This window comes from Dialister micraerophilus DSM 19965 (assembly GCF_000194985.1).
GTDB lineage: Bacteria > Bacillota > Negativicutes > Veillonellales > Dialisteraceae > Dialister > Dialister micraerophilus.
The window spans coordinates 687,603-712,614 of the sequence record NZ_GL878519.1; the positions used below are offsets into that span (position 1 = coordinate 687,603).

At 36.7% G+C, this 25,012-nt stretch carries 23 protein-coding genes; 9 read left to right on the forward strand and 14 right to left on the reverse strand.

Features of this window, described 5'->3' with window-relative positions; genetic code table 11:
* Window positions 1–167: 167 nt before the first annotated feature.
* Window positions 168–887, reverse strand: a complete 720-nt coding sequence (locus tag HMPREF9083_RS03235) for a LemA family protein (RefSeq protein ID WP_007555967.1) — start codon at window positions 885–887, stop codon at window positions 168–170.
* Between the two features lie 4 nt (window positions 888–891).
* On the reverse strand, window positions 892–2,628 hold the full coding sequence (locus HMPREF9083_RS03240) for an MAG1210 family protein (protein WP_050784958.1): 1,737 nt from the start codon (window positions 2,626–2,628) through the stop codon (window positions 892–894).
* Window positions 2,629–2,861: 233 nt separating this feature from the next.
* On the opposite strand from HMPREF9083_RS03240, the gene HMPREF9083_RS03245 reads away from it, so the two are divergent.
* Both HMPREF9083_RS03245 and HMPREF9083_RS03250 read left to right on the forward strand, forming a co-directional pair.
* Window positions 2,862–3,566 (forward strand): AzlC family ABC transporter permease, encoded by a 705-nt coding sequence (locus HMPREF9083_RS03245; protein WP_007555969.1) that lies wholly within the window; start codon window positions 2,862–2,864, stop codon window positions 3,564–3,566.
* Window positions 3,563–3,901 carry a branched-chain amino acid transporter permease gene (locus HMPREF9083_RS03250; RefSeq protein ID WP_007555970.1) on the forward strand — a complete coding sequence of 113 codons (339 nt, stop codon included), beginning with the start codon at window positions 3,563–3,565 and terminating at the stop codon, window positions 3,899–3,901. The genes HMPREF9083_RS03245 and HMPREF9083_RS03250 overlap by 4 nt, the downstream gene beginning before the upstream one ends.
* Before the next feature lie 72 nt (window positions 3,902–3,973).
* On the opposite strand, the gene HMPREF9083_RS03255 is transcribed toward HMPREF9083_RS03250, so the two are convergent.
* From HMPREF9083_RS03255 to HMPREF9083_RS03275, 5 genes are all read right to left on the reverse strand, one after another.
* Complete coding sequence (locus tag HMPREF9083_RS03255) at window positions 3,974–4,237, reverse strand: Txe/YoeB family addiction module toxin (RefSeq protein ID WP_007554638.1); 264 nt, start codon at window positions 4,235–4,237, stop codon at window positions 3,974–3,976.
* On the reverse strand, window positions 4,230–4,487 hold the full coding sequence (locus HMPREF9083_RS03260; RefSeq protein ID WP_007555971.1) for a type II toxin-antitoxin system RelB/DinJ family antitoxin: 258 nt from the start codon (window positions 4,485–4,487) through the stop codon (window positions 4,230–4,232). The genes HMPREF9083_RS03255 and HMPREF9083_RS03260 overlap by 8 nt, the downstream gene beginning before the upstream one ends.
* Window positions 4,488–4,597: 110 nt before the next feature.
* Window positions 4,598–5,221: a DUF2232 domain-containing protein gene (locus HMPREF9083_RS03265; RefSeq protein ID WP_007555972.1), complete on the reverse strand. Its 624-nt coding sequence runs from the start codon at window positions 5,219–5,221 to the stop codon at window positions 4,598–4,600.
* 22 nt (window positions 5,222–5,243) lie between these two features.
* On the reverse strand, window positions 5,244–5,501 hold the full coding sequence (locus tag HMPREF9083_RS03270) for a GIY-YIG nuclease family protein (protein WP_007555973.1): 258 nt from the start codon (window positions 5,499–5,501) through the stop codon (window positions 5,244–5,246).
* Window positions 5,492–6,751, reverse strand: a complete 1,260-nt coding sequence (locus tag HMPREF9083_RS03275) for a GNAT family N-acetyltransferase (protein WP_007555974.1) — start codon at window positions 6,749–6,751, stop codon at window positions 5,492–5,494. The genes HMPREF9083_RS03270 and HMPREF9083_RS03275 overlap by 10 nt, the downstream gene beginning before the upstream one ends.
* A 326-nt stretch (window positions 6,752–7,077) precedes the next feature.
* Between HMPREF9083_RS03275 and nhaA the strand changes: the two genes are divergently transcribed.
* Complete coding sequence (gene nhaA / locus HMPREF9083_RS03280) at window positions 7,078–8,226, forward strand: Na+/H+ antiporter NhaA (protein WP_035062642.1); 1,149 nt, start codon at window positions 7,078–7,080, stop codon at window positions 8,224–8,226.
* Between the two features lie 143 nt (window positions 8,227–8,369).
* Here nhaA and HMPREF9083_RS03285 read toward each other — a convergent pair whose 3' ends face one another.
* Complete coding sequence (locus HMPREF9083_RS03285) at window positions 8,370–10,124, reverse strand: 1-deoxy-D-xylulose-5-phosphate synthase (protein ID WP_007555979.1); 1,755 nt, start codon at window positions 10,122–10,124, stop codon at window positions 8,370–8,372.
* Window positions 10,125–10,329: 205 nt separating this feature from the next.
* Here HMPREF9083_RS03285 and pdxR point away from each other — a divergent pair, with 205 nt between their 5' ends.
* Entirely contained in the window at window positions 10,330–11,418 is a 1,089-nt protein-coding gene (gene pdxR / locus HMPREF9083_RS03290) for a MocR-like pyridoxine biosynthesis transcription factor PdxR (RefSeq protein ID WP_007555980.1), read from the forward strand.
* 47 nt (window positions 11,419–11,465) lie between these two features.
* On the opposite strand, the gene HMPREF9083_RS03295 is transcribed toward pdxR, so the two are convergent.
* From HMPREF9083_RS03295 to HMPREF9083_RS03310, 3 genes are all read right to left on the reverse strand, one after another.
* Complete coding sequence (locus tag HMPREF9083_RS03295; protein ID WP_007555982.1) at window positions 11,466–11,996, reverse strand: ECF transporter S component; 531 nt, start codon at window positions 11,994–11,996, stop codon at window positions 11,466–11,468.
* A gap of 309 nt (window positions 11,997–12,305) precedes the next feature.
* Window positions 12,306–13,472 carry a class I SAM-dependent methyltransferase gene (locus tag HMPREF9083_RS03305; RefSeq protein WP_007555984.1) on the reverse strand — a complete coding sequence of 389 codons (1,167 nt, stop codon included), beginning with the start codon at window positions 13,470–13,472 and terminating at the stop codon, window positions 12,306–12,308.
* Window positions 13,473–13,498: 26 nt separating this feature from the next.
* Window positions 13,499–14,380 (reverse strand): DUF2156 domain-containing protein, encoded by an 882-nt coding sequence (locus tag HMPREF9083_RS03310; protein WP_338084857.1) that lies wholly within the window; start codon window positions 14,378–14,380, stop codon window positions 13,499–13,501.
* A 703-nt stretch (window positions 14,381–15,083) separates the two neighbouring features.
* On the opposite strand from HMPREF9083_RS03310, the gene HMPREF9083_RS03315 reads away from it, so the two are divergent.
* Window positions 15,084–16,916: a phosphoethanolamine transferase gene (locus tag HMPREF9083_RS03315; protein WP_007555988.1), complete on the forward strand. Its 1,833-nt coding sequence runs from the start codon at window positions 15,084–15,086 to the stop codon at window positions 16,914–16,916.
* A 72-nt stretch (window positions 16,917–16,988) separates the two neighbouring features.
* On the opposite strand, the gene bcp is transcribed toward HMPREF9083_RS03315, so the two are convergent.
* Window positions 16,989–17,456: a thioredoxin-dependent thiol peroxidase gene (gene bcp, locus HMPREF9083_RS03320; protein WP_007555989.1), complete on the reverse strand. Its 468-nt coding sequence runs from the start codon at window positions 17,454–17,456 to the stop codon at window positions 16,989–16,991.
* Between the two features lie 649 nt (window positions 17,457–18,105).
* Between bcp and HMPREF9083_RS03325 the strand changes: the two genes are divergently transcribed.
* Window positions 18,106–18,678 (forward strand): flavin reductase family protein, encoded by a 573-nt coding sequence (locus tag HMPREF9083_RS03325; protein WP_007555990.1) that lies wholly within the window; start codon window positions 18,106–18,108, stop codon window positions 18,676–18,678.
* Window positions 18,679–18,817: 139 nt separating this feature from the next.
* Here HMPREF9083_RS03325 and HMPREF9083_RS03330 read toward each other — a convergent pair whose 3' ends face one another.
* Together HMPREF9083_RS03330 and HMPREF9083_RS03335 are read right to left on the reverse strand one after the other, a co-directional pair.
* Window positions 18,818–19,702 (reverse strand): DMT family transporter, encoded by an 885-nt coding sequence (locus HMPREF9083_RS03330; RefSeq protein WP_007555992.1) that lies wholly within the window; start codon window positions 19,700–19,702, stop codon window positions 18,818–18,820.
* A 62-nt stretch (window positions 19,703–19,764) separates the two neighbouring features.
* Window positions 19,765–20,571 (reverse strand): class I SAM-dependent methyltransferase, encoded by an 807-nt coding sequence (locus tag HMPREF9083_RS03335; RefSeq protein ID WP_007555993.1) that lies wholly within the window; start codon window positions 20,569–20,571, stop codon window positions 19,765–19,767.
* Window positions 20,572–20,696: 125 nt separating this feature from the next.
* On the opposite strand from HMPREF9083_RS03335, the gene trkA reads away from it, so the two are divergent.
* Genes trkA through HMPREF9083_RS03350 form a run of 3 tightly spaced genes read left to right on the forward strand, consistent with a single transcriptional unit; the run spans window position 20,697 to window position 24,937 of the window.
* Entirely contained in the window at window positions 20,697–22,046 is a 1,350-nt protein-coding gene (gene trkA / locus HMPREF9083_RS03340; RefSeq protein ID WP_007555994.1) for a Trk system potassium transporter TrkA, read from the forward strand.
* The gene (locus HMPREF9083_RS03345) at window positions 22,046–23,485 is read left to right on the forward strand and encodes a potassium transporter TrkG (RefSeq protein ID WP_007555995.1); all 1,440 of its coding nucleotides are present in this window, start codon (window positions 22,046–22,048) and stop codon (window positions 23,483–23,485) included. The genes trkA and HMPREF9083_RS03345 overlap by 1 nt, the downstream gene beginning before the upstream one ends.
* 9 nt (window positions 23,486–23,494) lie before the next feature.
* Window positions 23,495–24,937 (forward strand): TrkH family potassium uptake protein, encoded by a 1,443-nt coding sequence (locus tag HMPREF9083_RS03350; protein WP_007555996.1) that lies wholly within the window; start codon window positions 23,495–23,497, stop codon window positions 24,935–24,937.
* Window positions 24,938–25,012 lie beyond the last annotated feature (75 nt).

The following is a 25,012-nucleotide window of genomic DNA, read 5'->3' on the forward strand; positions in this document are numbered from 1 at the left end:
TATTTATCGTAAATTAATATTCTAATAAACACTGTTTTTTACATATTACCTTTTATTTTACCTTTTATTTTAATTTCACTCAAATTTTTATTTTTTGCAATGTAAAAGGACGAGTTTGCTGTTCGTCCTTTTGTGTTTTTATGAAAATTTTTTCAGTTTTTCTTTTTTCAAAAGAATACTTCTTTTGATTTTTGTTTTATTTCTTCGTTTGCGATGAACGGTATGCGTGTTGTTCTGCCTTCTTTTGCCGCTACTATTTTTTTCAGCGGGAATTCGAATATTTCTCTGTTCCATGTGTTTACCGCATCGTTGTAGAGTGTTCTTGCCGCAGTGATTTCTCTTTGCAGGTATGAGTTTTGTTGTATTGCGTCTTGTATGGTGTCTTGGCTTTTGAGTTCGGGGTAGTTTTCGAGTGCTATATTTATGTTTTTGGTTGCAATGTTCATTTTTCTGTCGGCTTCGTTTCTTGTTTCGTCTGTGAAGTTTCCGCTTCTGTATTTTGCTATATCGGTTAATATTTTTTCATCGGTATTGATGGATTTTTCTACGAGTTTTGCAAGGTTTTCAAGTATTATTACTCTTTGTTCCATGTAGTTGTCTATTTCGGATGCTGCCGTTTGTATTCTTTGTTCCATTGCGTTGAAGTGTGCGCTGATTTTTCCCATTGCCCACCACGGGTATATTCCTATGACGAGGCCGATTGCTCCTACTATGTAGTCTTTGGAGTATATTCCGTATGCGATGAGTAGTATTCCTACGAGTATTACTATGTAGGGTAATATTTTTTCGCCGCTTGTCGCGGTTACTGCGATTTGTTTGGGTATAACGTGTATTTCTCGTCCTTCTTTCATTATTTCGCTGTTCATTTCGTCTAATTGATTTGCCATTTTTTTACCTCTTTTTCGTATAAATTTGTGCGGTGTAGTAGTCTTTGTATATTTTTCTTCCTTTTGTTTTGTTCAGTTCGCATTCGTTTGCTATTTTTATAATATCATTTTCGCTTGCGTCGGTGTTTACTTTTTTTATTTCTATTTGTGTTGTTTTTTGTATCGGTATGTATTCTTCCCATTGTACCGGTACGGAGTAAATTCGTCCGTTTCCCGCCATTCTCGGTATGTAGTCTGTGTGAGTTTTCGTTTTGTATGAGTGTGCGGTTATTTCTACGATGTCGCTTTCATTTTTTTCTTCTCGTATGCGTGTTTTCAACATTGTTCGTACATTTACCGCGTTTGCCGGTTTGAGCAGATTTATGTCAAGAAGGTTTGCAAGCATTTCCATAAGGTATGTGTTGCAGTTATAGTTGTAGCGTTTTTTGTAGATGTATTCGCTTGATTTCATTTGTTGGTACAAGGGGATTGAAAGCAGCGGCATGAATGATGCGAACATATGCTCAAAGTATTCGCAGTTGTAGTTTATGAATTTTTCGCGTGTTCGATCATATGAGAAGTCTATGTAGTTTTCCGGTGTTGTGTCCATTGCCCAGTTTCTCATATGTTTTGCTTCTATTTCGTTTATTTTCCGGTTTTTTCTGAATATGAAATCATCTCCATATGGGGAGTTTTCAAATATTTCTTTGAAGTTTTGTTGTGCGAGCGGTGTGAAGAGAAGGCGGAATTCTACTTCGTTGTTTCGGTTTTGTGCGTTGAATGTCGCATCAAATTCTTCGTTTGACATTCCTTGTATTTTTCCGTCTGTGGTCATTTCTCTTATTTTTAAATTTTTTTGTTTTATGTCGAAGAGTGTAGTTTTTTTGCTATGAGGAATGCGTGAGAATGTAAGGTTTGCCGCAGCATCGTTTCCGTATACGAGTGTCGTTTGTTCGTTGTAGTAGGGTCCGGGTTTTTCTACGCTTGCCGTGAGTGTCTGATAGACGGTTCTTGAGTGTCTTTTCCCTTGTGAGTCGGTGGTGTATACGGTGTATGATACTGTTCTTTGTCCGGTGTATGTGTATATGCCTATGCTGTGTACGAGTTCTTTTATGAATACGAACGGATTTCCCAGAATGTCTCCCGAGAGGAGATCGAGTGTGGAGTAGTCTTCATTTTTCGTTTCGTATAGGTTGTATTTTGTTACAAGTTGTTCAAAGCGTTTCATATTGAAGTTGTAGTCCAAATTTATGAACGGGATTACTTTTCGTATGAGAAAGTGTGTCATTTCTCTATGAAACAGCGAGTTCAAAGGATACATTTGTTTGTATGCTTCTCTTTGTTTTTGCATGAGGTTTTCTTCTTTTTGTTGCAAAAGGTTTGCGAAAATTTTGGCTTTCTTTTTGAAGTTTATCGCTCCTATAATACTTAAGATTATTACAATCAAAATAATTATGTAGTTTATAGGATTTTGATTTTTGTCGATAAAGTAAAACCAAAGTCCTGTTCCGATTGCAATAAAAAGACAGAGTGCAAATAGTCCGAAAATATTTTCCCGACTTTTTTTCGCATTCGAAAGTTTTTGACTGTCTTGGTAGAGTTCGTCATATTCTTTTATAAGTTTTCTGTTTTCTTCCATATTCAAACCGGATTTTTTTACGAGTTCGTCAAAATATTTTTCCGTTTCGTTTTTGAATTTGTCTTTTAATTGTTCTCTGTAATATTTCGCCGGTTCGAGAAGTCCTTCGTCATAGTTTCGCATATTATCCTCTTTCAATTTTGTGTATATTATACAACATTTCTTTGTAAACATTCATTTTGTTTTTTATTTTTATCTCTTTACTGTTTTGCAAGAATGTATTACAATTTTATATACATTTTTACGAAAGTTTTTACTTGTTTTATAAAATTTTCAATTGAGTTCAAAGTGCATAAATCGTTTTTTTCTTGTAGGCACTTTCATGTTTTATTTTACAGACCGAAGGGGGCGTTATATTGCATAAGAGTGCGGCATTTACGGCTTTTGAGGAGGCTTTTCCGTATACTATACCTCTTTTTGCCGGTTTTTGGTTTGTGGGTATTTCTTACGGTGTTTATATGCATTCAATGGGATTCAATTTTATTTATCCTACACTTATGGCAGCAATTATTTATGGCGGGTCTTTGGAGTTTGTAACCGTTTCAATGCTCCTTTCTTCTTTCGCTCCTTTGGAAACGGCTTTGATTGCGTTTATAATTCAGGCAAGGCATCTTTTTTACGGTCTTTCTCTTTTGGAGAAGTACAGTGGAACAGGTAGGAAAAAGCCGTTTTTACTTTTTTGGCTTAGTGACGAAGCTTTCGCTTTGAATTATTCGGCACGCATTCCCAAGGATGTAGATCGTTCATGGTTTTATTTATGGATTTCGCTGCTTTTGTATATATATTGGGTGAGCGGAGCTTTTCTCGGCGGTCTTTTAAGTAATCTCATTACGTTCAATACAAACGGTTTGAGTTTTGTAATCGTTACTTTGTTTATCGTAATATTCTTAAATCATATGAGAAATGAAAGAAGTAAGTTGTCTTCATACATGGGTCTTTTCGTTTCGGCGATTTGTCTTGTTATTTTCGGTGCCGATTCGTTTACAATTCCGACTATGATTGCTCTTGTAGCGTTACTTACAATTTTCCGTAAACAAATTGAAAAGAGGTATGAAAAATGACAAGTATGCCCCTTTATCAGCAAATTGCAGTTATAGCGATTTGTGCCGTCGTTACAATTGCCACCAGAGTTGTTCCTTTTTTGATTTTCAAGCCGGATAAGCCGCTTCCGCCTTATATGGAGTACTTGGGAAAAGTTCTCCCCGGTGCGGTTTTCGGTATGATTGTCGTGTATTGTTTGAGAAATACTCCCGTTTGCAAGTATCCTTACGGTATACCGGAAATCATAGGTATCGTGGTAACGGTTGCAGTTCATCTTTATAAGAAAAATATGATGATTTCAATGGTTGCCGGTACAATTGTTTACATGATTTCCGTACAGATGATTTTCATTTAGAAATATAAAGACTTAAATAAAAAAGAACTTTATCTTCGATTTCTCTTTTGAGTATCGTCGATAAGGTTCTTTTTACTTGTCTCTATAATGGGAACCGCATTGTGCTATTAAAACGGTATCGTTTTTTATTTTATATACTATACGATTTTTACTGTCAATTCTCCTACTCCAATACCCTGAAAAATTGCCTTTCAACGGTTCGGGATTTCCAATTCCTTCGTACAAATTTCTGTCTATATCTTTCAACAGCATCAAAATTCTTTTCAATGTTTTCTTATCTTGTTTTATCCAATAATTGAAATCCTCCCACGCTTCGTCAGACCACGATTTAATCATAGAACTCCACCTCGTGAATTGTTCCCTTTCCGTTTTCAAGTTGTTCTATAGATTTTTTAAGTCTTTTCATGTTTTTTTCATTATAAAAAGGATCCGCTTCTATCATAAACGGAATTCGATTTTCACGTGCAACTTTTACTGCAAATAAAGTAAATGCCGCCGTCATGGTAAGTCCCATACTTTTACATGCTTTTTCCATATTCTTTTTTATATTTTTATCTATGCGAAAATTAATTGTTGCCTGTTCCATACTTACCTCCCATATACATCATAAATACATTGTATATATTTTTCTGAAATTTGTCAAAAAAAGAACTTTATCTTCGATTTCTCTTTTGAGTATCGTCGATAAGGTTCTTTTTATCTTCTTAATGCTTCTTTCAGTTTTTTGTATATTTCTCTTCCTATTTCCTGATTGAAATATGCATAGCAATATGCGTTTATTATGAATATTACCGTTACGGCTATTATTCCGGATGTCGTATTTACCGATTTTGCCGGATCCGGATCGAAGCCTGTCATTTGTGCGAGCGGTATCCAAATGAATTTTATTATTTTTACAAGTCTTTCTATAGATGTTGTAAGTATGTCTTTTATTCCCAGTATGTAGATTGAGAATATTATTTTGTAACTCATTTCGATTATGTATGCAAGTGCGGTGATGTGCAGTGTTTTTACATAGGACCATTTCTTGTGAAATGCGTATCCCATTGCAAGTCCCAGTGCCGCCGCATAGAATGCCGTTGTGAGTCCTATTTCCGGTCCGCCGATGAGGTTTACCAGAAGTACTACTATTACCGATGTCGCAATTCCCCATTTCATTCCGCTGAATGCGCATATTATCGCTATCGGAACGGGGGATATCAACATAGTAATGAATACGAAGAACGGTGCTATGAGTTTCAAAAGTACGAGTATTGCCGATATTGCCGCTGCCAATGATGCTTCCGTCAGTTTTTTCGCTTTCAATACAGATGTATTCATTCTGTCGCCTTTCCGAATTTTTTTATTTTTCTTCTTTTTGTTCTTTTGTGAGTCTTTTCATTTTTATTTCTTCACTTCTTGCAGTGTGTTCATCTTTCCATTCTTTGTACCATACCAGAGTGACGGGAAGTCTGCTTCTTGTGTATTTCGCTCCTTTTCCTTCGTTGTGCGTTTCAAGTCGTTTTTGAAGGTCGGTTGTGTATCCGCTGTACAAACTGTTGTCGCAGCATCTCAGCATGTATGTGAAGTATTTCTTTTCTTTCATTGTTTTCAGTACCATTCACTTATCCATGTTTTTGCATGCGGAAACATATTTTCACAGAAAAGTACTGCAGATCTCCTGTCTTGTTCTTCTTCCGTCAACCATTTTATACGTCCTTTTTCGGAGAGTGTTTTAAGGTCTGTCGTTCCTGCAAGAATTTGTGAAAGGTCTCCGATTTTTATGCAAAAATACGGTTCGGGTACTTGGTCTCCCATTTTCAGTCCGGATATTTCTTCTATGTGAAGTTTCAGGTCATAGATTACGTCTTCTTTTACTACGTGTATATATCCGTTTCTTGCACGAAGATGGTAAATTCCGTTGTTTTCCGAAAGGAAGGGGTCCGTCACGATAAAGCTCAGACTTCCTTCGAGCAAAGGATTGCACGAAAGTCCGTCAATTGCCATTACCGGATCGTTTATACGCATCATCATGAACGGAAATGTACGGTTTTCTATGTATTTGTGTTCAGCGCCGTCATTCCAGTAGAGGTATGATGTGTCGCTTATCGGTTCGTACCATGTGCATTTTTCGACTTGTCCTATATGTGATGCCATGTATGCATAAACTCCACGTCTGCCGTATTCGTTTGTGAATGCGATTTCGCTGCATATAATGGAGTTTTCGACTATTGCATAGAAAATGTATCCGCATGGATTTTCTTCGTCATACATTATTGCAATGTATCCTTCTTGAAGTTGTCCTTCTATATGATTTTTCCATGCTTTTTCATCTCGCACTGTACAACCTTCAAAGTCTTTTGTATATGTTCTGTATATGAAATCCAGTGTTTTCCATTCTTTTGTATCTTCTATCGTTTGAGTTTTAAATGCACGCTCGGAGATTTTTTTCAAATCTTCGGGGCTTGCACTTCTTTCCCATTGAAAGGCATAAAATCCGAATCCTAAAGGATAGTAAATTGATGCATCGGACGGCATAAGTATTGTAATCGCCTGTCCTTTTTTGCACGCAAGACGAAGTGCCGAGCGTATGATTTCTTTTGCGTATCCTTTTCCTCGTGCGGCAGGATGTGTGGCAAGTCCGACAAGGTAGTCTACATTGAATATTTCGTTTCTCAATCGTATTTTATAGGGTCTGCAGTGTAAGTTGCATGCCGCTTTACCGTTTTCTTCACCGATCAAAACGTCTTTCACGTCACATATTCCGTTGAAGTACCAATCAAAAAACGGTTCTCCTCTTTTTTCAAAACAATAATCCCATAACGCTTCTATTGACTTTTCATCGCTTTTTTTTGCTCTGCGAACTTGCATATATGCTCCTTTTTCTGTAAATACTTTTTATACAGTATACACAAAACAAATTGAATTGTCTTTAATTTTTGGAAGATTTACAATATTTCGTACACGTTTAGTTGCATTTATACTTTTATTTTTCATTACGTTCAAGTGCAATTTCATTTTTGTTTTTGAAATATTTATTCCGCATTTTTATTTCATGACTTTTTGTTTATAATTTTTATACATATTACTTTTTGTTTATTATAACTAAAATTGAAGTATATCAATATATTATTTTTTATGATATAATTAAGCTGCTGTTTAACGGGATTTTCCCTTTTTTGAAAAAGGAGTATGTTTTGAAAAAGTTAATTAATTCATTTATAAATCACGAAGCCGCCGGCGGTATGATATTGTTGTTTTTTGCGGTGTTGGCTCTTATTATCGCAAATTCTCCGCTCGCACATTTTTATGAACATTTACTTCATCAGGAAATTACTCTCGGTTTCTCTTCTTTCGGAATTGAAATGTCTTTCCTTCATTGGATTAATGACGGATTGATGGTTATCTTTTTCTTTGTTGTAGGTATGGAAATCAAGCGTGAGTTTCTTTACGGTGAGTTGAAGTCGCTTTCTGCGACAATTATGCCGATTACCGCAGCTATAGGCGGTATGATTGTACCGGCAATTCTTTATTTTGCAGTTAATGCCGGTCTTCCGACTGCCGGCGGTTGGGGTATTCCTATGGCGACCGATATAGCTTTTGCACTCGGTGTAATAATGCTTGTCGCACGTAATGCACCTCCCGGTCTTGTGGTGTTTTTGACTGCTCTTGCAATTGTGGATGATTTGGGTGCAATTGTCGTTATTGCGCTTTTCTACAGTACCGATGTGTCTTTCATCGCTCTTGCGTCCGGACTTGCGGCATTGCTTGTAGCTTTCATTTTCAATCGTATGAAGGTAAAATCATTTATTCCTTACCTTCTTGCCGGACTTGTTGCATGGTATGCTTTCCTGAATGCCGGTATTCATCCTACGATTGCCGGTGTATTGCTCGGATTTACAATTCCCGCAGGTGAAAATTCACTGCTTGAAAAACTTGAGCATGCACTTGCTCCGTGGTCTTCATTTTTCGTAATGCCGGTTTTCGCTCTTGCAAATGCCGGTGTTTCGGTAAGCGGAGGTATCGGAGATATATTTTCGCCTATCGGTATAGGTATCATACTCGGTCTTTGTGTCGGAAAGCCTTTGGGCATTTGCGGTGCGGTTATGCTTATTAAAAAACTTTTCAAGGGAGATATTCCCGGCAAAGCACGTAAATTGCAGTTGATTGCAACCGGCGCATTGGGAGGTATAGGATTTACAATGTCGATATTCATAGCATCTCTTGCAATGGATACTCCTCATCACTTGGAAGTTGCGAAACTTTCCATACTTTGCGCTTCTCTCATTTCCGGTATAATCGGTATGGTTCTTTTCAAAGTCGATGAGAAATTGCATAAATCATAAATAAAATACAGTCTTGTTTAAAAAACAGGGCTGTTTTTTATTGTTTTTTTACGTTTGTTTTTTATTCAATATTTTTACGATTTGTCTTTATTTTCGTTTTTCAAAATAAAAACCTCGATCTGTTTTCAAATCGAGGTTCTTTTTTATAAAATTTCTTTTATGTCTTGAATTATTTGCGGAACCGTCATTCCGTTTTGTTTCAATATTTCTTCGATGTCGTATCTGTCCAAAAATTCTTTTGCCAATCCGTAGATTTTTACTTTTATGTCGGTAGATGAAAAGTATGCCGCTATTCTTTCTCCGTATCCTCCGTCTTTTATTCCGTCTTCAAGTGTGATTATTATTTTGTGTTTTTCTTTTACTTTTTGTGCGATTTTTTCGTCAATTCCCGTTATGTAAATCGGATTTATGAGGGTGGCTTTTATGCCGAGCGTTTTTTGTATTTCTTCGGCAAGTTCTTCGCCTTTCGTCATCATTTGTCCAAGTGCGTAAATCGCTACGGTATTTCCGTCTTGTATTATTTCCGATTTATTTATTTCGTCATAATTTTTTCTTACTTCTTTTTTCGTGTACTTCGTTTTTCCTACCGGCATTCTTATCGCTACGGAAAATTTTTTGTTTTCAAGCGACCATTCGAGCATCGCCATGTACTCGTTTGCATTTGTCGGTGCAAGGTATACGAGTTCGGGTATGTGTGATATGAGCGGTATGTCGAATATTCCCAAGTGCGTTTTGTCACGTGTTCCGTACAATGATGCGTTGTTTACGAGCATTGTTATCGGAGTTTTGTTTATACATACATCTTGAGAAAGTTGGTCGAATGCACGTTGCAAAAAGGAACTGTATATCGCAAGGAGCGGTTTGCCGTCATTTTTCGCCATTCCGCTTGCAATTGATACTGCGGCTTCTTCGGCAATTCCTACGTCCATATATTGTTTGCCGACTTCTTTACGTTCTTTGTCCCAAAATCCGACAACGCTGGGTGTACCGGCAAGTATTACCGTAACTTCTTTGTCTTTTTTCGTCTTTTCAAGTATGTAATCTCTTGTGAGTGTCGTGTACGTTTCAATTTGGGTGTTGTTTATGTTTTTACCCGTTTTTTCGTCATACGGTTGGTGGTAGTGCCATACTTCTTTTTCTTTTTCGGCATAATCATATCCCATGCCTTTTTGTGTAACCATGTGTATTACAACAGGTTTTGAAATGTTTTTTACTCTTTTAAGCACTTCGGTGATTTCTTTCAAATTGTTTCCGTTTTCAACGAAAATGTAATCCAAATTCATCGCTTTGAAAATATTGCACGGATAAGCGCCTTTCGTTTCACGAAGTTTTTTCAAATTTTCATACAATCCTCCGTGATTTTCGGCAATGGACATTCCGTTGTCGTTTACTATCATTATTAAATTGGTACCGAGTTCGCCGGCAATGCTCAAAGATTCGAGTGCCTGACCGCCCGAGAGTGAGCCGTCACCTATAATCGCCACTACATTTTCATCACTTCCACGCATATCACGTGCTTTTGCAAGTCCCAACGCCAAGCTCAACGATGTGGATGTGTGTCCGATTGTAAAAAGATCGTATTCACTTTCATCCGGACTTGTAAATCCCGATAAATCGAAGTAGTGATCGGGATCGGTAAATGCGATTTTACGTTCCGTAAGTATTTTGTGTGTATATGTCTGATGAGATACGTCAAAAACAATTTTGTCGTAAGGCATCGTAAATACGTCATGCAAAGCGACCGTAGGTTCTATCATTCCCAAATTCGGTCCTACATGTCCTCCGGTTGTCGGCATTCTGTGAATTAAAAGAGTTCTGATTTCATCAACCAGAGCCTGCTTTTCTTCCGCAGTCATCTTTTTCAAATCTGCGGGAGTATTTATTTTTTCTATGTACATATTATTCCTTTTCAAATTTCAACAAGTATAAGTATAGTATACCATAATTCACACCGCTTCCTTATATTTAAATCGATATATAAATAAATTTCACGAATTGCTTTTATTTGGTTATATACTTTTGTTTGAATTTGAACATATACTATGTTACTATCAAGTATAATATTATTCTAATTAAGTATTCTGTTTTGTTAAGAGGTAAAAAATGGAACACGATAAGAAAATATCCGCATATATGCGTTTGTACACAAAAATCAGAAGTTCGATAACCGGCAAAGTTTACAAGTACGGAAGTAAATTACCTTCAAAACGTCAGCTTGCCGAACGAATGGGAGTAAGTGTCATAACGGTTGAGCATGCGTATGAACTTTTGGCGGAAGAGGGATATATAGAGCCGCGTCAACGTAGAGGATATTTTGTAATTTACAATGAAGACAATTCTTTTGCGGTGGGAAAAAAGCCGATAAATATTTCCCCTTCAATGCGTAAAAACATAGAAATCGAGCAGGGACGTCTTTATTCACGTGAAGATTTTCCGTTTTCAATTCTTGCAAAAACGATGCGACGTATACTTACAATGTACGGTGAAAAAATATTGAGCCGTTCACCCAACAAGGGACAGCCGGAATTTCGCAGAGCAATTGCAGAGTACCTGGCACGAAGCAGAGATATAATTGTAGATGAAGATCAAATTCTCATCGGTGCCGGTGCGGAATACCTCTACGGACTTACGGTACAAGCTTTAAGGCGAAACGTTTTGTACGGTCTTGAGGATCCCTCATACGAAAAAATCGAACAGGTATACTTGGCAAACGGTGCGAAAATAGAAAAACTGAAAATGGGCATTGAAGGTATAGAAACGGAGGCGCTGCAAAAAAGTAATGCACAAGTTTTGCATGTAACACCTTACAACAGTTATCCCAGCGGAGTAACTGCAAGCGCTTCTAAAAGAAGAGAATACATTAAATGGGCATCAAAACGTAACGGAATTTTGATTGAAGACGATTTCGATTCGGAATTCACCTTACTTTCAAAAGCTGAAGACACACTGTTTTCATTGGCTCCCGATTCGGTAATATATATGAATACGTTCTCACGTACCATAGCACCGTCAATACGTGTAGGTTACATGGTAATACCGAAAAGATTGACGGAAAAATTTGAAAGAAATATAGGTTTTTATTCATGTACGGTTCCGGTATTCGACCAATTGGTGCTTGCCGAATTCATATCAAACGGAAGTTTTGAACGTCACATAAACCGTATACGAAGAAAAAAAGAAAAGAACTTTTAGAAAATCAGGCAATTCAAAAGGCTTACCCGATTGAGTAAGCCTTTTTTTTATTTCTTAATAATAATTCTCTGTACAATTGAAGGGAAACTCCACTTCCAACAAATGAAGAGACCGATAACACAATCAATTACACCTTCCAACAAATCGAAAGGTATCTTAATCATTGCGTATTCCATAGTACTGTATACGAATGATCTTCCCAAGAAATATCCGATGCATGAGATGATTTGACCTGCCGTAACACCCATAACCGATGCGACAATCGGTTTATCGGTAAGGCATTTGCGTGCAATCACCGAAATCACGACACCTTGAATACCGTGTACTACAAGAGATACGAACATCGGAGCCGGATAGAAGAAGAAATCTCCCAAAAACGCACCGATACCCGCAACGACAAACGCTCCTGCCGGATCCAATGAAATTGCGGCAATGGTTATAATGATTTCATTAAAATAAAAATGACCGCCCGGAACAGGGATACTGAAAGAACTTAAAATTACATTTATCGCCATCATAAGTGCAGTCAAACAAAGCCACTGTGTATTATGCGGCAAACTTCCATATTCATGTTTCATATATACCTCCAAAGAGTATTTTTGAACCCATGGCGTTCATTCTTAAAACATTATAAAATATTTTTTGAAATCTTAAAATTGCCAAAATTGAATAATTTTATAATACCAGTTTTAAATGTAATTTTTTTTTACAAAAACAAAATACATATTGAAATATCAAATGCACTTAGAAATTTAAGACAAATATTTTCATCCGACATGTTTTTACAAAGTACAAATATTTCATAAAACGCAAAATAAAAACGGATAAAGAAATAAATCTTCATCGTTTTTAATGACGACTCAATTTCCTTAACCGTTTTTATTTTTTTAATACCATCTTGTCATCGGTAAATCGTTGTTTACACCTTTTGTCATAAGAATTTGATGCAAATCTATATTACCGAGCTTGAATGCGGCGGCACATCCGCAGAGGTATAAATCCCACATGCGAACGAATTCTTCACCACGTTCACTCTTGACTTTTTCACGAACTTTTTGGAAGTTTTCATACCAACATTTCAAAGTCTTGTAATAATGTCTGCGTAAACTTTCAACGTCAAGCACACGGAAATCATTCTCGTATGCGCGGTATATCATTTCACGAAGTGACGGAAGCGTTCCGCCCGGGAAAATATACTTACGCATCCACGGATTTTTCGATCCTTCGGTATTACCGCTTATGTAATGTAAGAGGAAAACTCCTCCATCACACAAAAGGTGGTTTGCCGTTTCCATATAAAGTGAATAATTCGAACGACCTACATGCTCAATCATACCTACACTTACTATACGATCGAACATCAAACCTTTTGATTCCAAATCACGATAATCCACAAGATCGATATGTACTTTGTCTTCAAGTCCCAAAGCCTTTATACGTTCACGACCTTTTTTACACTGTTCCTTGCTCAAAGTACAACCGTAACCGGAAACACCGTACTTCTTTGCAGCTTCAATCAAAAGATATCCCCAGCCGCAACCGATATCCAAAATTTTCATGCCTTTTTCAAGATGTAACTTTTCAAGTATGTAATGCACCTTGTTACGCTGTGCTTCTTCCAAAGTATCCTTTTCATTTTTGAAATAAGCACACGAATAACTCATTGACGGATCGAGCCAAAGAGAGTAAAAATCGTTTCCTAAATCATAATGAGAAGAAACTTCCTTTTTTTGATTTGCTTTGGATTCCGATGTATGCAGAATACTGCCCAAAGCACCCTTGTCCAATGAAAATTGATTTGTTTGACTCAAAATTGCATACAAAGCTTCGTAAAGGTCGCCTTCAATTTCGATATCCTTGCGCATATATGCTTCTCCGAGCGCAAGCGAAGTAGATGAAAACAACTGCTTCTTGGGAATATCTTTATTTACCTTGACGGTAAATTTCGGCTCACCTTCTCCGATTTTATAAACTTTTCCATGTAAACTTACATTAAAACAAACTTTGTCGAAACGCTGCAAATAATGAATCAAAAATAAATCAAGCATCGACATCCGATACACATCCCTTCACACTTTTTTTACTTAAGCGTGACATTGTACTTCTCTGCAAAATGATCGGGATGATACTCGTTTTTTGCTTTCCTCAAGCCTTCAATACCTAAATCCTCTTCGCGATTTACGAACTCGGTATCTTTGAACTCATTAAGAATAAAATCTCTGTTTATCGCCTGATATAAACCGCGCACCTCAGGATTTGCCTTTTCAAAATGTATATGTGCGACATTTTCATTAAGCAAATCTCCGCAAGTAAAAGCCTCTACCTTGCCATAAATACGAATAACGGCACCTTTTAAGCCCAACGCCTTCCAATTGTCGAAAGCGAGATTTATGGCCTCTTCCTCTTTTTCAATATCACCATGACGCACGAACCATTCACTTATTCCTCTACGAGCATCCTCCATATTTGTATCATTTACGGGTTCATACACATAGTCACCATATTCTCTTAAAAAATGATTCAGGTGGTTCTTTTTCATTCTGAATTTCTTTCCGGAAAGATTGATCAGATCACTCGTCTTGTAAATATACTCCCAATCATCACGAAAGGGCGTGAAAAGATACTTATCCGGTACTTGCGTCTCAATTTTTTCTACAACCTCTTTTGAGGCACCCATCAACATGAAAGGATGACCTGTTTTATCAAACTCATGCTGAATTAATTCCAAACCGTGAGAAAAAGAAGCACCTTCTTTTGCAAACGGCGGCATGAAATAGACTTGAGTTCCCCTTCCTGCACGTATGAACAAAATATCGTCCTGCTCTGCCCACATCGTATTGTAAGAATTTTGCCATAAAAATAATGTGTTGAACGAACAATCACATTGCTCATAATGATGAACCTTGAAAAAATCATTTATTCTTTCCTTATCGTCTATATTAAACCGTCGGAATTCTATGATTTTCGCCTCCCTCCGACCTTCGAATAAAAATTATACCGAAGTCCTACCCATAATTTAAACCTTTATCGGAAAATTTTCAAATCAAACTATAATATTAGAAAATTTACGCAACTGTTCACAACGAAAATACAAAAACAGGAAAGTTTGTTCGTTAAAATAAAAAAACTCCTTTTTTTACGTGTTTTTTACAAAAAATACAACATTAAAATCAATAAAATCTGCATTTTAATTTTGTAAAATAAAAAGTTATTCACAGTTATTCACAAATATTTTTCATATTTCCACATCTTAAAAAACTCGACAAAATAAAGTTTTTTTGCTATTCTCAATTAAAACGACGAAAATTTTATTCACATTTTTAAACCTGTATTTTTGTACACTCCTTGTAAACAATTCACAAAAAATGCATTTTTACTGTTTTTTTTCAATTTATAAATTTGTTATTGTCACAACTTGTGGAAAACTGTGAATAAGTATGTGAAAAAGGTGAATAACTGCGTATTTTACACATTTTTTACATCTTTGTTTTCAAAAAATTACACATTGGAAAATACAAACTTCCGTTTTTGTTTTCGTTATTCTCATTTAAACATATCGAAAATAATCTATATTTATATATTACCACAGTTGTCGCATTTTTCATAAATTTGTATTAAAATATCAGTTATGAATTTAAAAAAAATTATAATAAAAGGTATTTTATATGACTTTCATAAAAAAAATTTTAAACGCAAATAATTTAAAAAATCTGATGAAATTTTTATTTTCCGTTTTCATCGGTTTCATATTTATTTTTATCATATCCGCACTGATAAACGGATACACTCCGATCAGCGGTAATGAAAGCTATGTTCTGTATGCGGCAATTTCCGTATCACTCACATATTTTTACTTCGGTAAAAGTAAATCATACCTGATTACACTTCTGCCGCTTTTCGTTTTATTTGCATCCGCATACCTTATCCGCAGATTTTCCGGACTTACATATGATGCACAAGACTTTTACCGTTTTGCGGGCTTTACACTTTGCATCTACAATCCTTTACTTATAATTTTAAGATTTGTAAAAAACAAAATTTCACATATCTTTGCTGCATTCGTGACATTTTTCATTACATTGCTTCCCGTTGCAATTCTTTGGGGATACTGGACGATAACAAAAAAATTGATGCTTCCGGAAACTTTTCTCGCCATAAGTCAAACCGACTTCAGCGAAGCTTCTGCATATATGCAAGGTATGTTCAACTCAAATATTTACGGACTTCTTATACTTTTTCCGATTATTGTCTTAGGACTTTCAATTTTGTCCTATAAAAAACTTGTAAAAAATACAAATCTTCCGAAATATTCCGTTGTGATTGCGATTTTACTTTTACTTTTACACGGACTTTTGATATTTCACACATCACGCAACTCGATAGCCGCACCTTTTATACAAACTAAAGAATACATGGACAAATACAGAGAATTTGCCGAAAATAAAGAAGCACGAAAACAATTTATCAAGCAAAATTTACAGGCAAAAGACGAAAAAGGCGTATACGTTCTGATAATAGGCGAATCCCAAAATCGTGACCATATGCAAGTATACGGATACAATCGTGATACAACTCCTTTCCTTTCAAGTATAAAAAACGATCCGCACTTCATATTCTTCGACCATGCAAGATCGTGCCACACTCAAACCGTACAGGTACTCACATTTGCACTCACCGCCAAAAATCAATACAACCGTATACAAATGAAAGAAGCGCCCTCGATACTCGAAGTCGCAAATGCTGCAGGATACACTACGGCATGGCTCAGCAACCAAGGAAAATACGGAATGTTCAACACGCCGATTACCGTTATCGCATCGGATGCTAAATACCAAAAATTCATAAACGAAACGGCAGGCGAAACAAAACGTGAATGGACCGAAAAAGTAGACAAAAATCGAAACCGTAAAGGAGATTACGATGAAAATCTTGTAACGGAGCTGAAAAACCTTCCGAAGACCGACAAAATGCTCATCGTCATACACCTCATGGGAAACCACACACCCTACGGAGCAAGATACCCCGACGGATACGATTACTACAAAGGAAACGACATCTCCATAGACAAGTACGACAACAGCATACGTTATACGGACGAAGTTTTGAAAAATATTTATGAAACGGCAAAAGAAATACCTAACTTCAAAGGCATAATATACTTCTCCGACCATACCGATGCGGTAGATCAGGGACTTGCACACGATGCGACACTTTTCGTGCCGGAAATGACATATATACCTATGTTCATGACATTCTCGGACGATTATATGCAAAACCGCAAGGAAACGATAAACATATTGAAAGAACATGAAAAAACATATTTCACAAACGATTTGATATTCAACACTTTGCTTTCGATAATGGATATAAAACTCGGCGGCATCTATGAAAGTACAAACGACATCACAAAAAATTCATACGATGACGACCCTCACAGATTTTTGACACTTTACGGAAAAGTTGAAATCTCAAAAGATCCCAACTTCCCGAACAAATAAAAAAATCCCCGTCAAATGACTTCATAAATATCGTAAACGATACAAAATGAAAATCATAAAAACGGGGATTATTTATTTCCCGGACAACTCTTTGAAAAGTTCCTCCACATGTGTAGAAGCTTTCACCTTTCGATACTCGGCAATCAAAACGCCTTTTTCATCAATAATGAAAGTGGACCTCTCTATACCCATGTACTTTCTTCCGTACATACTTTTTTCCTTCATAACACCGTACATATTGCAAACCTCTTCATTCTCATCGGACAAAAGAGGGAAATTCAGAGAATTTTTATCTCTGAAATTACAATGCTTTCGTACACTGTCACGACTGATACCTATGACATCGTATCCCAAACGTTTCAAATCTTCGAAACGATCTCTAAATGCCATAGCCTCCAATGTACAACCGGAGGTATTATCCTTCGGATAGAAATATAAAATTACCTTTCTTCCCTTGTAATCGGAAAGAGAAATATCATGCCCTTTATCTGAAGGCAAAGTAAACAGCGGAGCTTTTTCACCCACAACGGCATTACTCATAGTATCACCCTTTCACTTCTGTTTTATATAGATATAACACATTTATTCATAAAAAAGCAAAAAAGCAGGAGTTAACCTGCTTTCTCACCTATAAAATCTGCGGAGCGCTTAAAATGAAAAATTAAGCGTTTTCAGTAAAGAGGATAGGCTTTACTGATGTTTTGTAATATACCATATGTAAGTGGAAAGTACAACCGAAATATGAATATTTATACTTTTATTTTTTAATTTATTTTATGTTTATTTTTCTAATGCTTAAAAAATAAACACATTTTATCGTATTTATCTTAAATATTATAATCTTGTATGTTTGATGACACTTTGTATAATAAACAAACTTTTCTTCCGGAATTTATATTTTTATCATTTTGTTAATTAATATTCAACCTTAAAAATACCCTCCCTACCATATGGTAAAGAGGGTAAAACTTTTTATCTCGCTGCAATCAACACTTGAATTTGCGCTTCAAGTTTTGCAATTCTTGCATTTGTTTCATTTTCGATTTGTTTTGTACGTTCATTTTGCCCTCCTACTTGTATTTATTGACTTTGACTGTTTCAAATATTTTATATTAAATTAATCATACTATTTTTACTGTTTTTATTTTATTCTTTCTATAGTAAAATATTTTTAAAGGGAGGGATTTTCATGCGTAAAAATTTTGAGCCCAAGACTTGGTTGGTTCCTCAGCCGGTTATGGTTATTTCCACTTTTGATAAGGATAATGTTCCAAATGCCATGGTGGCGGCTTGGGGTGGAATTTATGATACGAATCAAATCGGGTTTATGCTTTCTCATACTCACAAGACTACTTCAAATTTGATGTTGAACAATGCTTTTACTTTAGGTATTGCAAATGCGTCTTCAATCGATCGTATTGATTTTTTGGGTATGATTTCGGGTAATGATGTGCCGGATAAGGTCGCTCGTGCAGGTTTTACCGTTTCCAAGAGCGATTTCGTTCATGCTCCGATTATCAATGAGTTGCCTTTCGTGCTTGAATGCAAGGTAGCAAAATGTGAGAAAGTAGGCGAGGATTTTTATTTTGTGAGTGATATTGTAAATATTTCCGTTGATGAAAATATTTTGAATGACAAAGGAAATATTTGTTTCAAAAAGTTGGATCCCGTTATTTTCGATGCGGTTCATTCTGTTTATCGCCGTTTGGGAAGTAAGGTTGCAAATTCATTTGAGGTCGGAGAAAAGTACAAAAATTTATAATTTTGAAATTCAAAAAGCACGGAGTTTTTTTCGTCTCCGTGCTTTTTTGCGTGAAATCAATTACATTTTTTCGTTTTAAAAATATTCCGGAGTCATTTTCGTTCAGATTGAAAAATGTCCGGAGTATTATTTTTTATTTTCATTTTTGTCTTGTTACGAATATTACCGCACTTATTATCAGTGCCATTCCTATAAGTTCGTATATTCCGAATGATATCGAAAATATTAATATTGAGAATATTACCGATGAAAGAGGTTCCAATGCTCCTACTATTCCGGCTTCTTGCGGTTTTATGTACTTTGTGCTTGCAAGAAACAATCCGAATGCTATTACCGTTCCGAGTATGACTACGTAGATAAATGCCGCTACCGATTCCGTATTTATTTTTCCGACAAATGGTGTTGTTATCGCATAGCATAAAAGGCATATTCCACCGATTATCATTGCCCAACCTACTACGAGTGAGGTTCTGTATTTTTTCAAAATTTCTTGCGGCTGCATTGTATAGACTGCCGCACATAATGCCGATATAAGTCCCCATGTGAGCGCTTTAGGAGATACTTGCAATGTTTCATAGTTTCCGTGTGTAACTATGAAGAATGTTCCGAGTGTGGCGAGCATTGCACACAGCATTTCAATTTTTCCGGGTTTTCTTTTTTCTTTGATGCATGCCCATATTACGAGTATTATCGGCATGAGGTATTGGAGTACGGTCGCTACTGCCGCATTACTTGCTTTTATCGTTACGAAGTATGTGTATTGCGCTCCAAGTACGCCGAACACTCCGAATATCACCAGGTCTTTTAAATTTTTTGTTTTTTTCAATATTTCAAATATGTTTTGTCTGTTTTGCGTTATATCGAAAATGAGCAAAATTATGCCTGCCGTCAGCATACGAAACGTTGAGAGCCATTCGGGAGAAATTTCCATTACATTCAAAAGATATTGTCCGGCTATTCCCGAACTTCCCCAAAATATGGCTCCTGTTGCTGCCATTGATATTCCTTTTATTCTGTCGCTCATGTTTTTCCTCTACTTAAATTTAATACCCGTATTAACGGGTATTTTTATGTTTGCTCTATTTTTTATTCTTTCGTTTTTCTTTTATAGGTATATATTCCCAATCTGTTGTTTACGCATCTTATGAAAGGCATCATCATTTTTTTCCAGCCTTTTACGTGTTTTTCCATTTCGTCGGTGAAATTTGTGTATCCTATTTGTTTTATGAGAGGATTTATTTTTGTTATTTCACTTCCGTCTTTGCATCCGAATTTGAACGGTGCTTTTTTCTGATCTACCACATCATGTTTTCCTGCAAATATCAGTGCATTTTTTGAAAGCAGGTCGAATTGTGCGGTAAAAGAGTCGAATTTGTCCGTAAGTATTTTCAAAAATTCTTTTACTTCTTCTTTTGAAAAGTACATGAGCATTCCTTCGGAGATGATGAGTACTTTTCTGTTTTTGTGGTTTATTTTATCGGGCCAAAAGGGATCGAGTGCCGACATTGCTATATTTTTAACTCTTGCGTGTTTTCCTAAAATTTTTTCTCTTGTTTGTATTACGGGTAAAAAGTCTATGTTGTACCAGTGTATTTTTCCGTTGTCTACTCTATAAAATCTTGTATCCAGTCCTGCTCCTACCGATATTATTGTTGCATCGGGGTATGATTGTATGAATTTTTTCGCTTCATTGTCCATTACTCTTGCACGTATTACGCAGCCCAAGTAAGATGCCCATGCTTTTTTCAATTTTTTATCGTTTATTTCTATTTTTTCAGCTATTTCTTTTGCTTTGAAATCGAACAATATAGGTCTTTCGCTGTCAAGATCTTTTGCTCTCATGTACAACGTGATGAGTGCCGTTTCCGAAACTCCTTCCCACTTTGTATTCATAGTTTTTCCCTCCTGTCTATTTACAATATATCATATTTTTCACATTATTTTTCATATATTTTTTTTCATTTGTTTCCAAATTTTATAAATATGTTAAAATGTATAAAGTATAAGAGGAGGTTTTTATGCGTATCGTTATTTTGGGAGCCGGTGATTTAGGTTACAGTATTGCCGAACTTCTTTCAAATGAGGATCATGATGTCATCGTTATTGATAATGATGAAGATTCTCTTAATCTTGTAAAAAACAATTTAGATGTACTTACTATCGAGTCGGATGCATCTTCACCTTTGACTTTGCGTGATAATGATATTTCTTCCGCAGATATTTTGGTTGCAACGACACGTTATGACGAGGTAAATATCATTGCATGTATTCTTGCAAAAAAGATGGGTATTTCTCATACTATCGCACGCATTCGTGACAGCAAGTATATTAACGAGACCGATGAATTTATGCGTGAAAATTTCGACATCGATCTTGCAATCAGTCCCGAGCAGGTTACCGCTTACGAGATGAATCGTATTTTGATGGCTCCTCTTTCTTTGAATATTGAAGATTTCGCAAATGGGAAAGTACGTCTTTTTGAAACGAATATTCCCAAGAAGTCGCATTTTGCAAATATGGCTTTGAAGGATTTGAATCTTCCGGATACCATTCTTGCCGCCATGATTTTCAGAGACCATGAGATGATTATTCCTCACGGTAATGATATAATTCGCCCTTTCGACAGTGTCTACTTTATAGGAGATCCCAAGGAAATAGAAAAATTCAGTCACTCTTTCGTTCCGATGGATACGGGCACGGTTAATCGTGTAATAGTTATAGGTGCCGGTCGTACCGGTCTTGCTCTTGCTCCTCTTTTGGAGAAAAACGGTGTTTCCGTAAAACTTATTGACAATAATGAAGATCGTTGCAAAGATGCTGCCGAGATTTTAAACAATTCGGCGGTTATTTGCGGCGATGCTACCGATATGGATCTTCTTATGGAAGAAGGCGTTTCCGATGCGGATGCGGTTATCTGCACTACCGGAGATGACAGATTGAATATGATGATGGCACTCATTTCAAAACATGCCGGTGCAAAGAAAACCGTTGTACGTGTCGCACAAAGCGATTATGTAAATTTAATGGAAAAAATAGGTGTCGATGTCGTTCTTTCAACTCGTCTTATTGCGGCGGAAGAAGTTCTCGCTTTTATACGTAAAGGAGGACTTGTTTCAGTTTCGTTCCTCGAAGATGCAAAAGTCGAAGCTTTGGAACTTATTCTTCAGGAAGGTTCACCCGTGTCCGACAAACCTCTTATGGATATAGATATGCCGAAAGAATGCCTTATCGGCGCTTACGTACGTGACGGAGAAGCTTTTATTCCTAAAGGTAAAACAATTCTCAAGACCGGTGATCGTGTAATAATTATTACGAAATCTTCCGATGCTTCCAATATTATGGATTTTTTAAAGGGAAATGAATCGTAATGGATTTCAGAGTTTATTTCTACATATTGGGTCTTTTTACCCTTTTCCAATCTCTACTTCATTTACCGGCAATTGCAGATGCTTTATATTTATCTGAAAATGTCGTTCCTTTCGTGTTCTCTTTTTTATTTACATTTATAATCGGCTCGATTTGTGTATATTTTCACAAACGAAATAATTACACTCTTCCTTTGATGACAGGAGTATACCTTTTGCCCTCTTTGTGGATTTGGATGGCATTTTTCGGTATGCTCCCTTTTGTTTTTTCCGGTATGCTCGTACCTTTGGACGCTTTTTTTGAAAGCATTTCATCACTTACAACTACCGGAATGGATATAATTCACCATACAAATTCACCGAGTTCCTTGATTTTGTGGCGAGACCTTTTGAAATGGAGCGGTGGACTCTACTTTGCAATTATGCTTTTGACGGTTTTTTCAAGACTTTCACCACGCGCCGGATCGATACTTTCAATGTCATCAAGAGGAATTTTCCGCCCGAGTCATAACCGCATGCTTTCGATAAGTCTTGACGTTTTTAAAATATATTCACTTCTTTCACTTATCATATTTTGTCTTTTTTACTTGGCGGGATTTCCGATATACAGTTCACTAAAACTTGCACTTCGAACAGTTTCGACCGCAGGCGCAATCATGCCCTCGACTATACAAAATCTGCCGCTTTCGTCACTCGTACTTTGCATAATCGCAATACTCATCGGCGGCTCAAACTTGATGTTCTATCATCCTTTATTCAAAAAGAATTACAATATTTCATTCAAAAACGACAAAGAACTGCATATTTACCTTGCATCATTCTTTGTAATAGCATCACTCTTTGCTATTCATATGTGGAGTACGAAATATTTTGACCTTAATCAATCAGTAAAAGTTGCGTTTTTCTACAGTGCATCATTCCTGTCTACAACCGGATTTGCAACGAAATCCATTGCAAACTTTCCCGAATTCGATAAATTCCTCATGCTTCTTTTACTCTTCTTCGGAGGTTGTATAGGATCGATGGGCGGAGGATTCAGAATTTTCAGACTTATCGTACTTTTAAAAACTGTATCAAGAGGAATACGCCAAATGGTACATCCTCATCAAATTTCAGACATAAGACTCGGTAAAAATCTCATACCCGTAAATGATTTCATCTACATACCCGTTTTATTCTTTTCGTACATTTTCATAATATTCGTATCATCGGCAATACTGTCTTTGGACGGATTTACAATGACAGAAGCACTTGGAATTTCCATAAGCTGCCTTACAAGTGCGGGAAGCGGAGCAATGATTTACGGAATAAACGAATTCTCGACATTTTCTCCGTTTATAAAAACATTTTCAATTATACTTATGATTATCGGAAGATGTGAAATATTTCCGGTAATGATTATATTCTTTAAAATTAAAGATCGTATTATCAATCGTTGGTAAGGAGGGACTATGAATATAGAAATGCTTTTCTTCATGCTTGCAAGACTTCTTTTTGCAAGCGGACTTGCACTCATCCCCTCACTCATGCTTGCATTTTTCTACAACGAACCTTCAACTCCTTACTTTATAACAATAGGTATATCACTGCTTTTATTTCTTTTCTTCTACAAAAACGGACGTGAAAGCGTAGAAATATCAACACGTGAAGGCATAGCAATCACATCGTTAGGTTGGATAGTAATCTCACTTTTATATGCAATACCCTACACATTCTTTTCAATTTCCTTCCTGGACAGTTTAGTCGAAAGTGTATCGGGACTTACCGGAACCGGAGCCACCATAATAAACAACGTGGAAGCAATGCCTCAAAGTCTGCTCTTCTTTCGCAGCATGACACACTGGATAGGCGGACTGGGAATAATAGTATTCTTTATTGCACTGTTTCCCCAATTCCAAAAAGGAACGGCACGAATGCTCTACACCGAAAGCAGCGGCCCCGTATCATCAACAGCAATGCCCCGCATAAAAGAAATGACAAAAGCGCTCTTCATCGTATACACGATAGCAACCTTACTTTCAACGGCAGTATACATGGTACTCGGACTGGATTTCCTTACCGCACTGAACCACGCATTCTCCGCAACGTCAACCGGAGGATTTTCAACAAAAAATGGAAGCATAGCGGATTTCAAAAATCCGATACTCGAAACCGCCATAGCGATATTTATGGCAATCTCGGCAATAAACTTCAGCGTATACGTAATAGCATGGAAAAAAGGCTGGAAAACAATATTCAAAGATACGGAATTCAAAGGATACTTAGCAATGCTCGCATTCGGAACACTTATAATGGCAATAAACCTCAATACGCAAGCGGACGTACCCTTCATGCAAGCACTTCACGACACATTCTTCACAGCATCATCACTATCCTCTACAACGGGATTTGTAACGGTAGACTTCGACACATGGCCGACATTCTCGAAATGGATATGCCTCATGCTCATGTTTGTAGGGGGAAGCGGAGGATCCACCTCGGGAGGCTTTAAAATAATACGACTTATAATACTCTTGAAAGGCGTATACTCACTTATAAGATACAAACTCAATCCGAAATTCACAATGCACCTACATACAGATACGGAAAACTACGACAACACCGTACTCTTGAACGTATTCAGATACTTCTTCGTATACTCGGTATTATGCGTAATATTTACACTCATATTCCTCTTTGACGGAGTAGCGACACCGGATGCACTGGGACTTTCAATAACGACAATGAGCGGCACGGGACCGGCATTCGGACAATTCGGTCCGACAATGAACTATGCAGCACTTCCGACACTGAGCAAAATATCGGTATGCTTCTCAATGCTTTTAGGAAGACTCGAAGCATTACCGCTCATAATACTCTTCTATCCGACATTCTGGAGAAAAAGCGGATGGTAAACAAAAATTCTCTCGCTTAGCAACTGAAGCAAGAGAATTTTTTGTAAAATACAGATTAAATATATATTATATAAT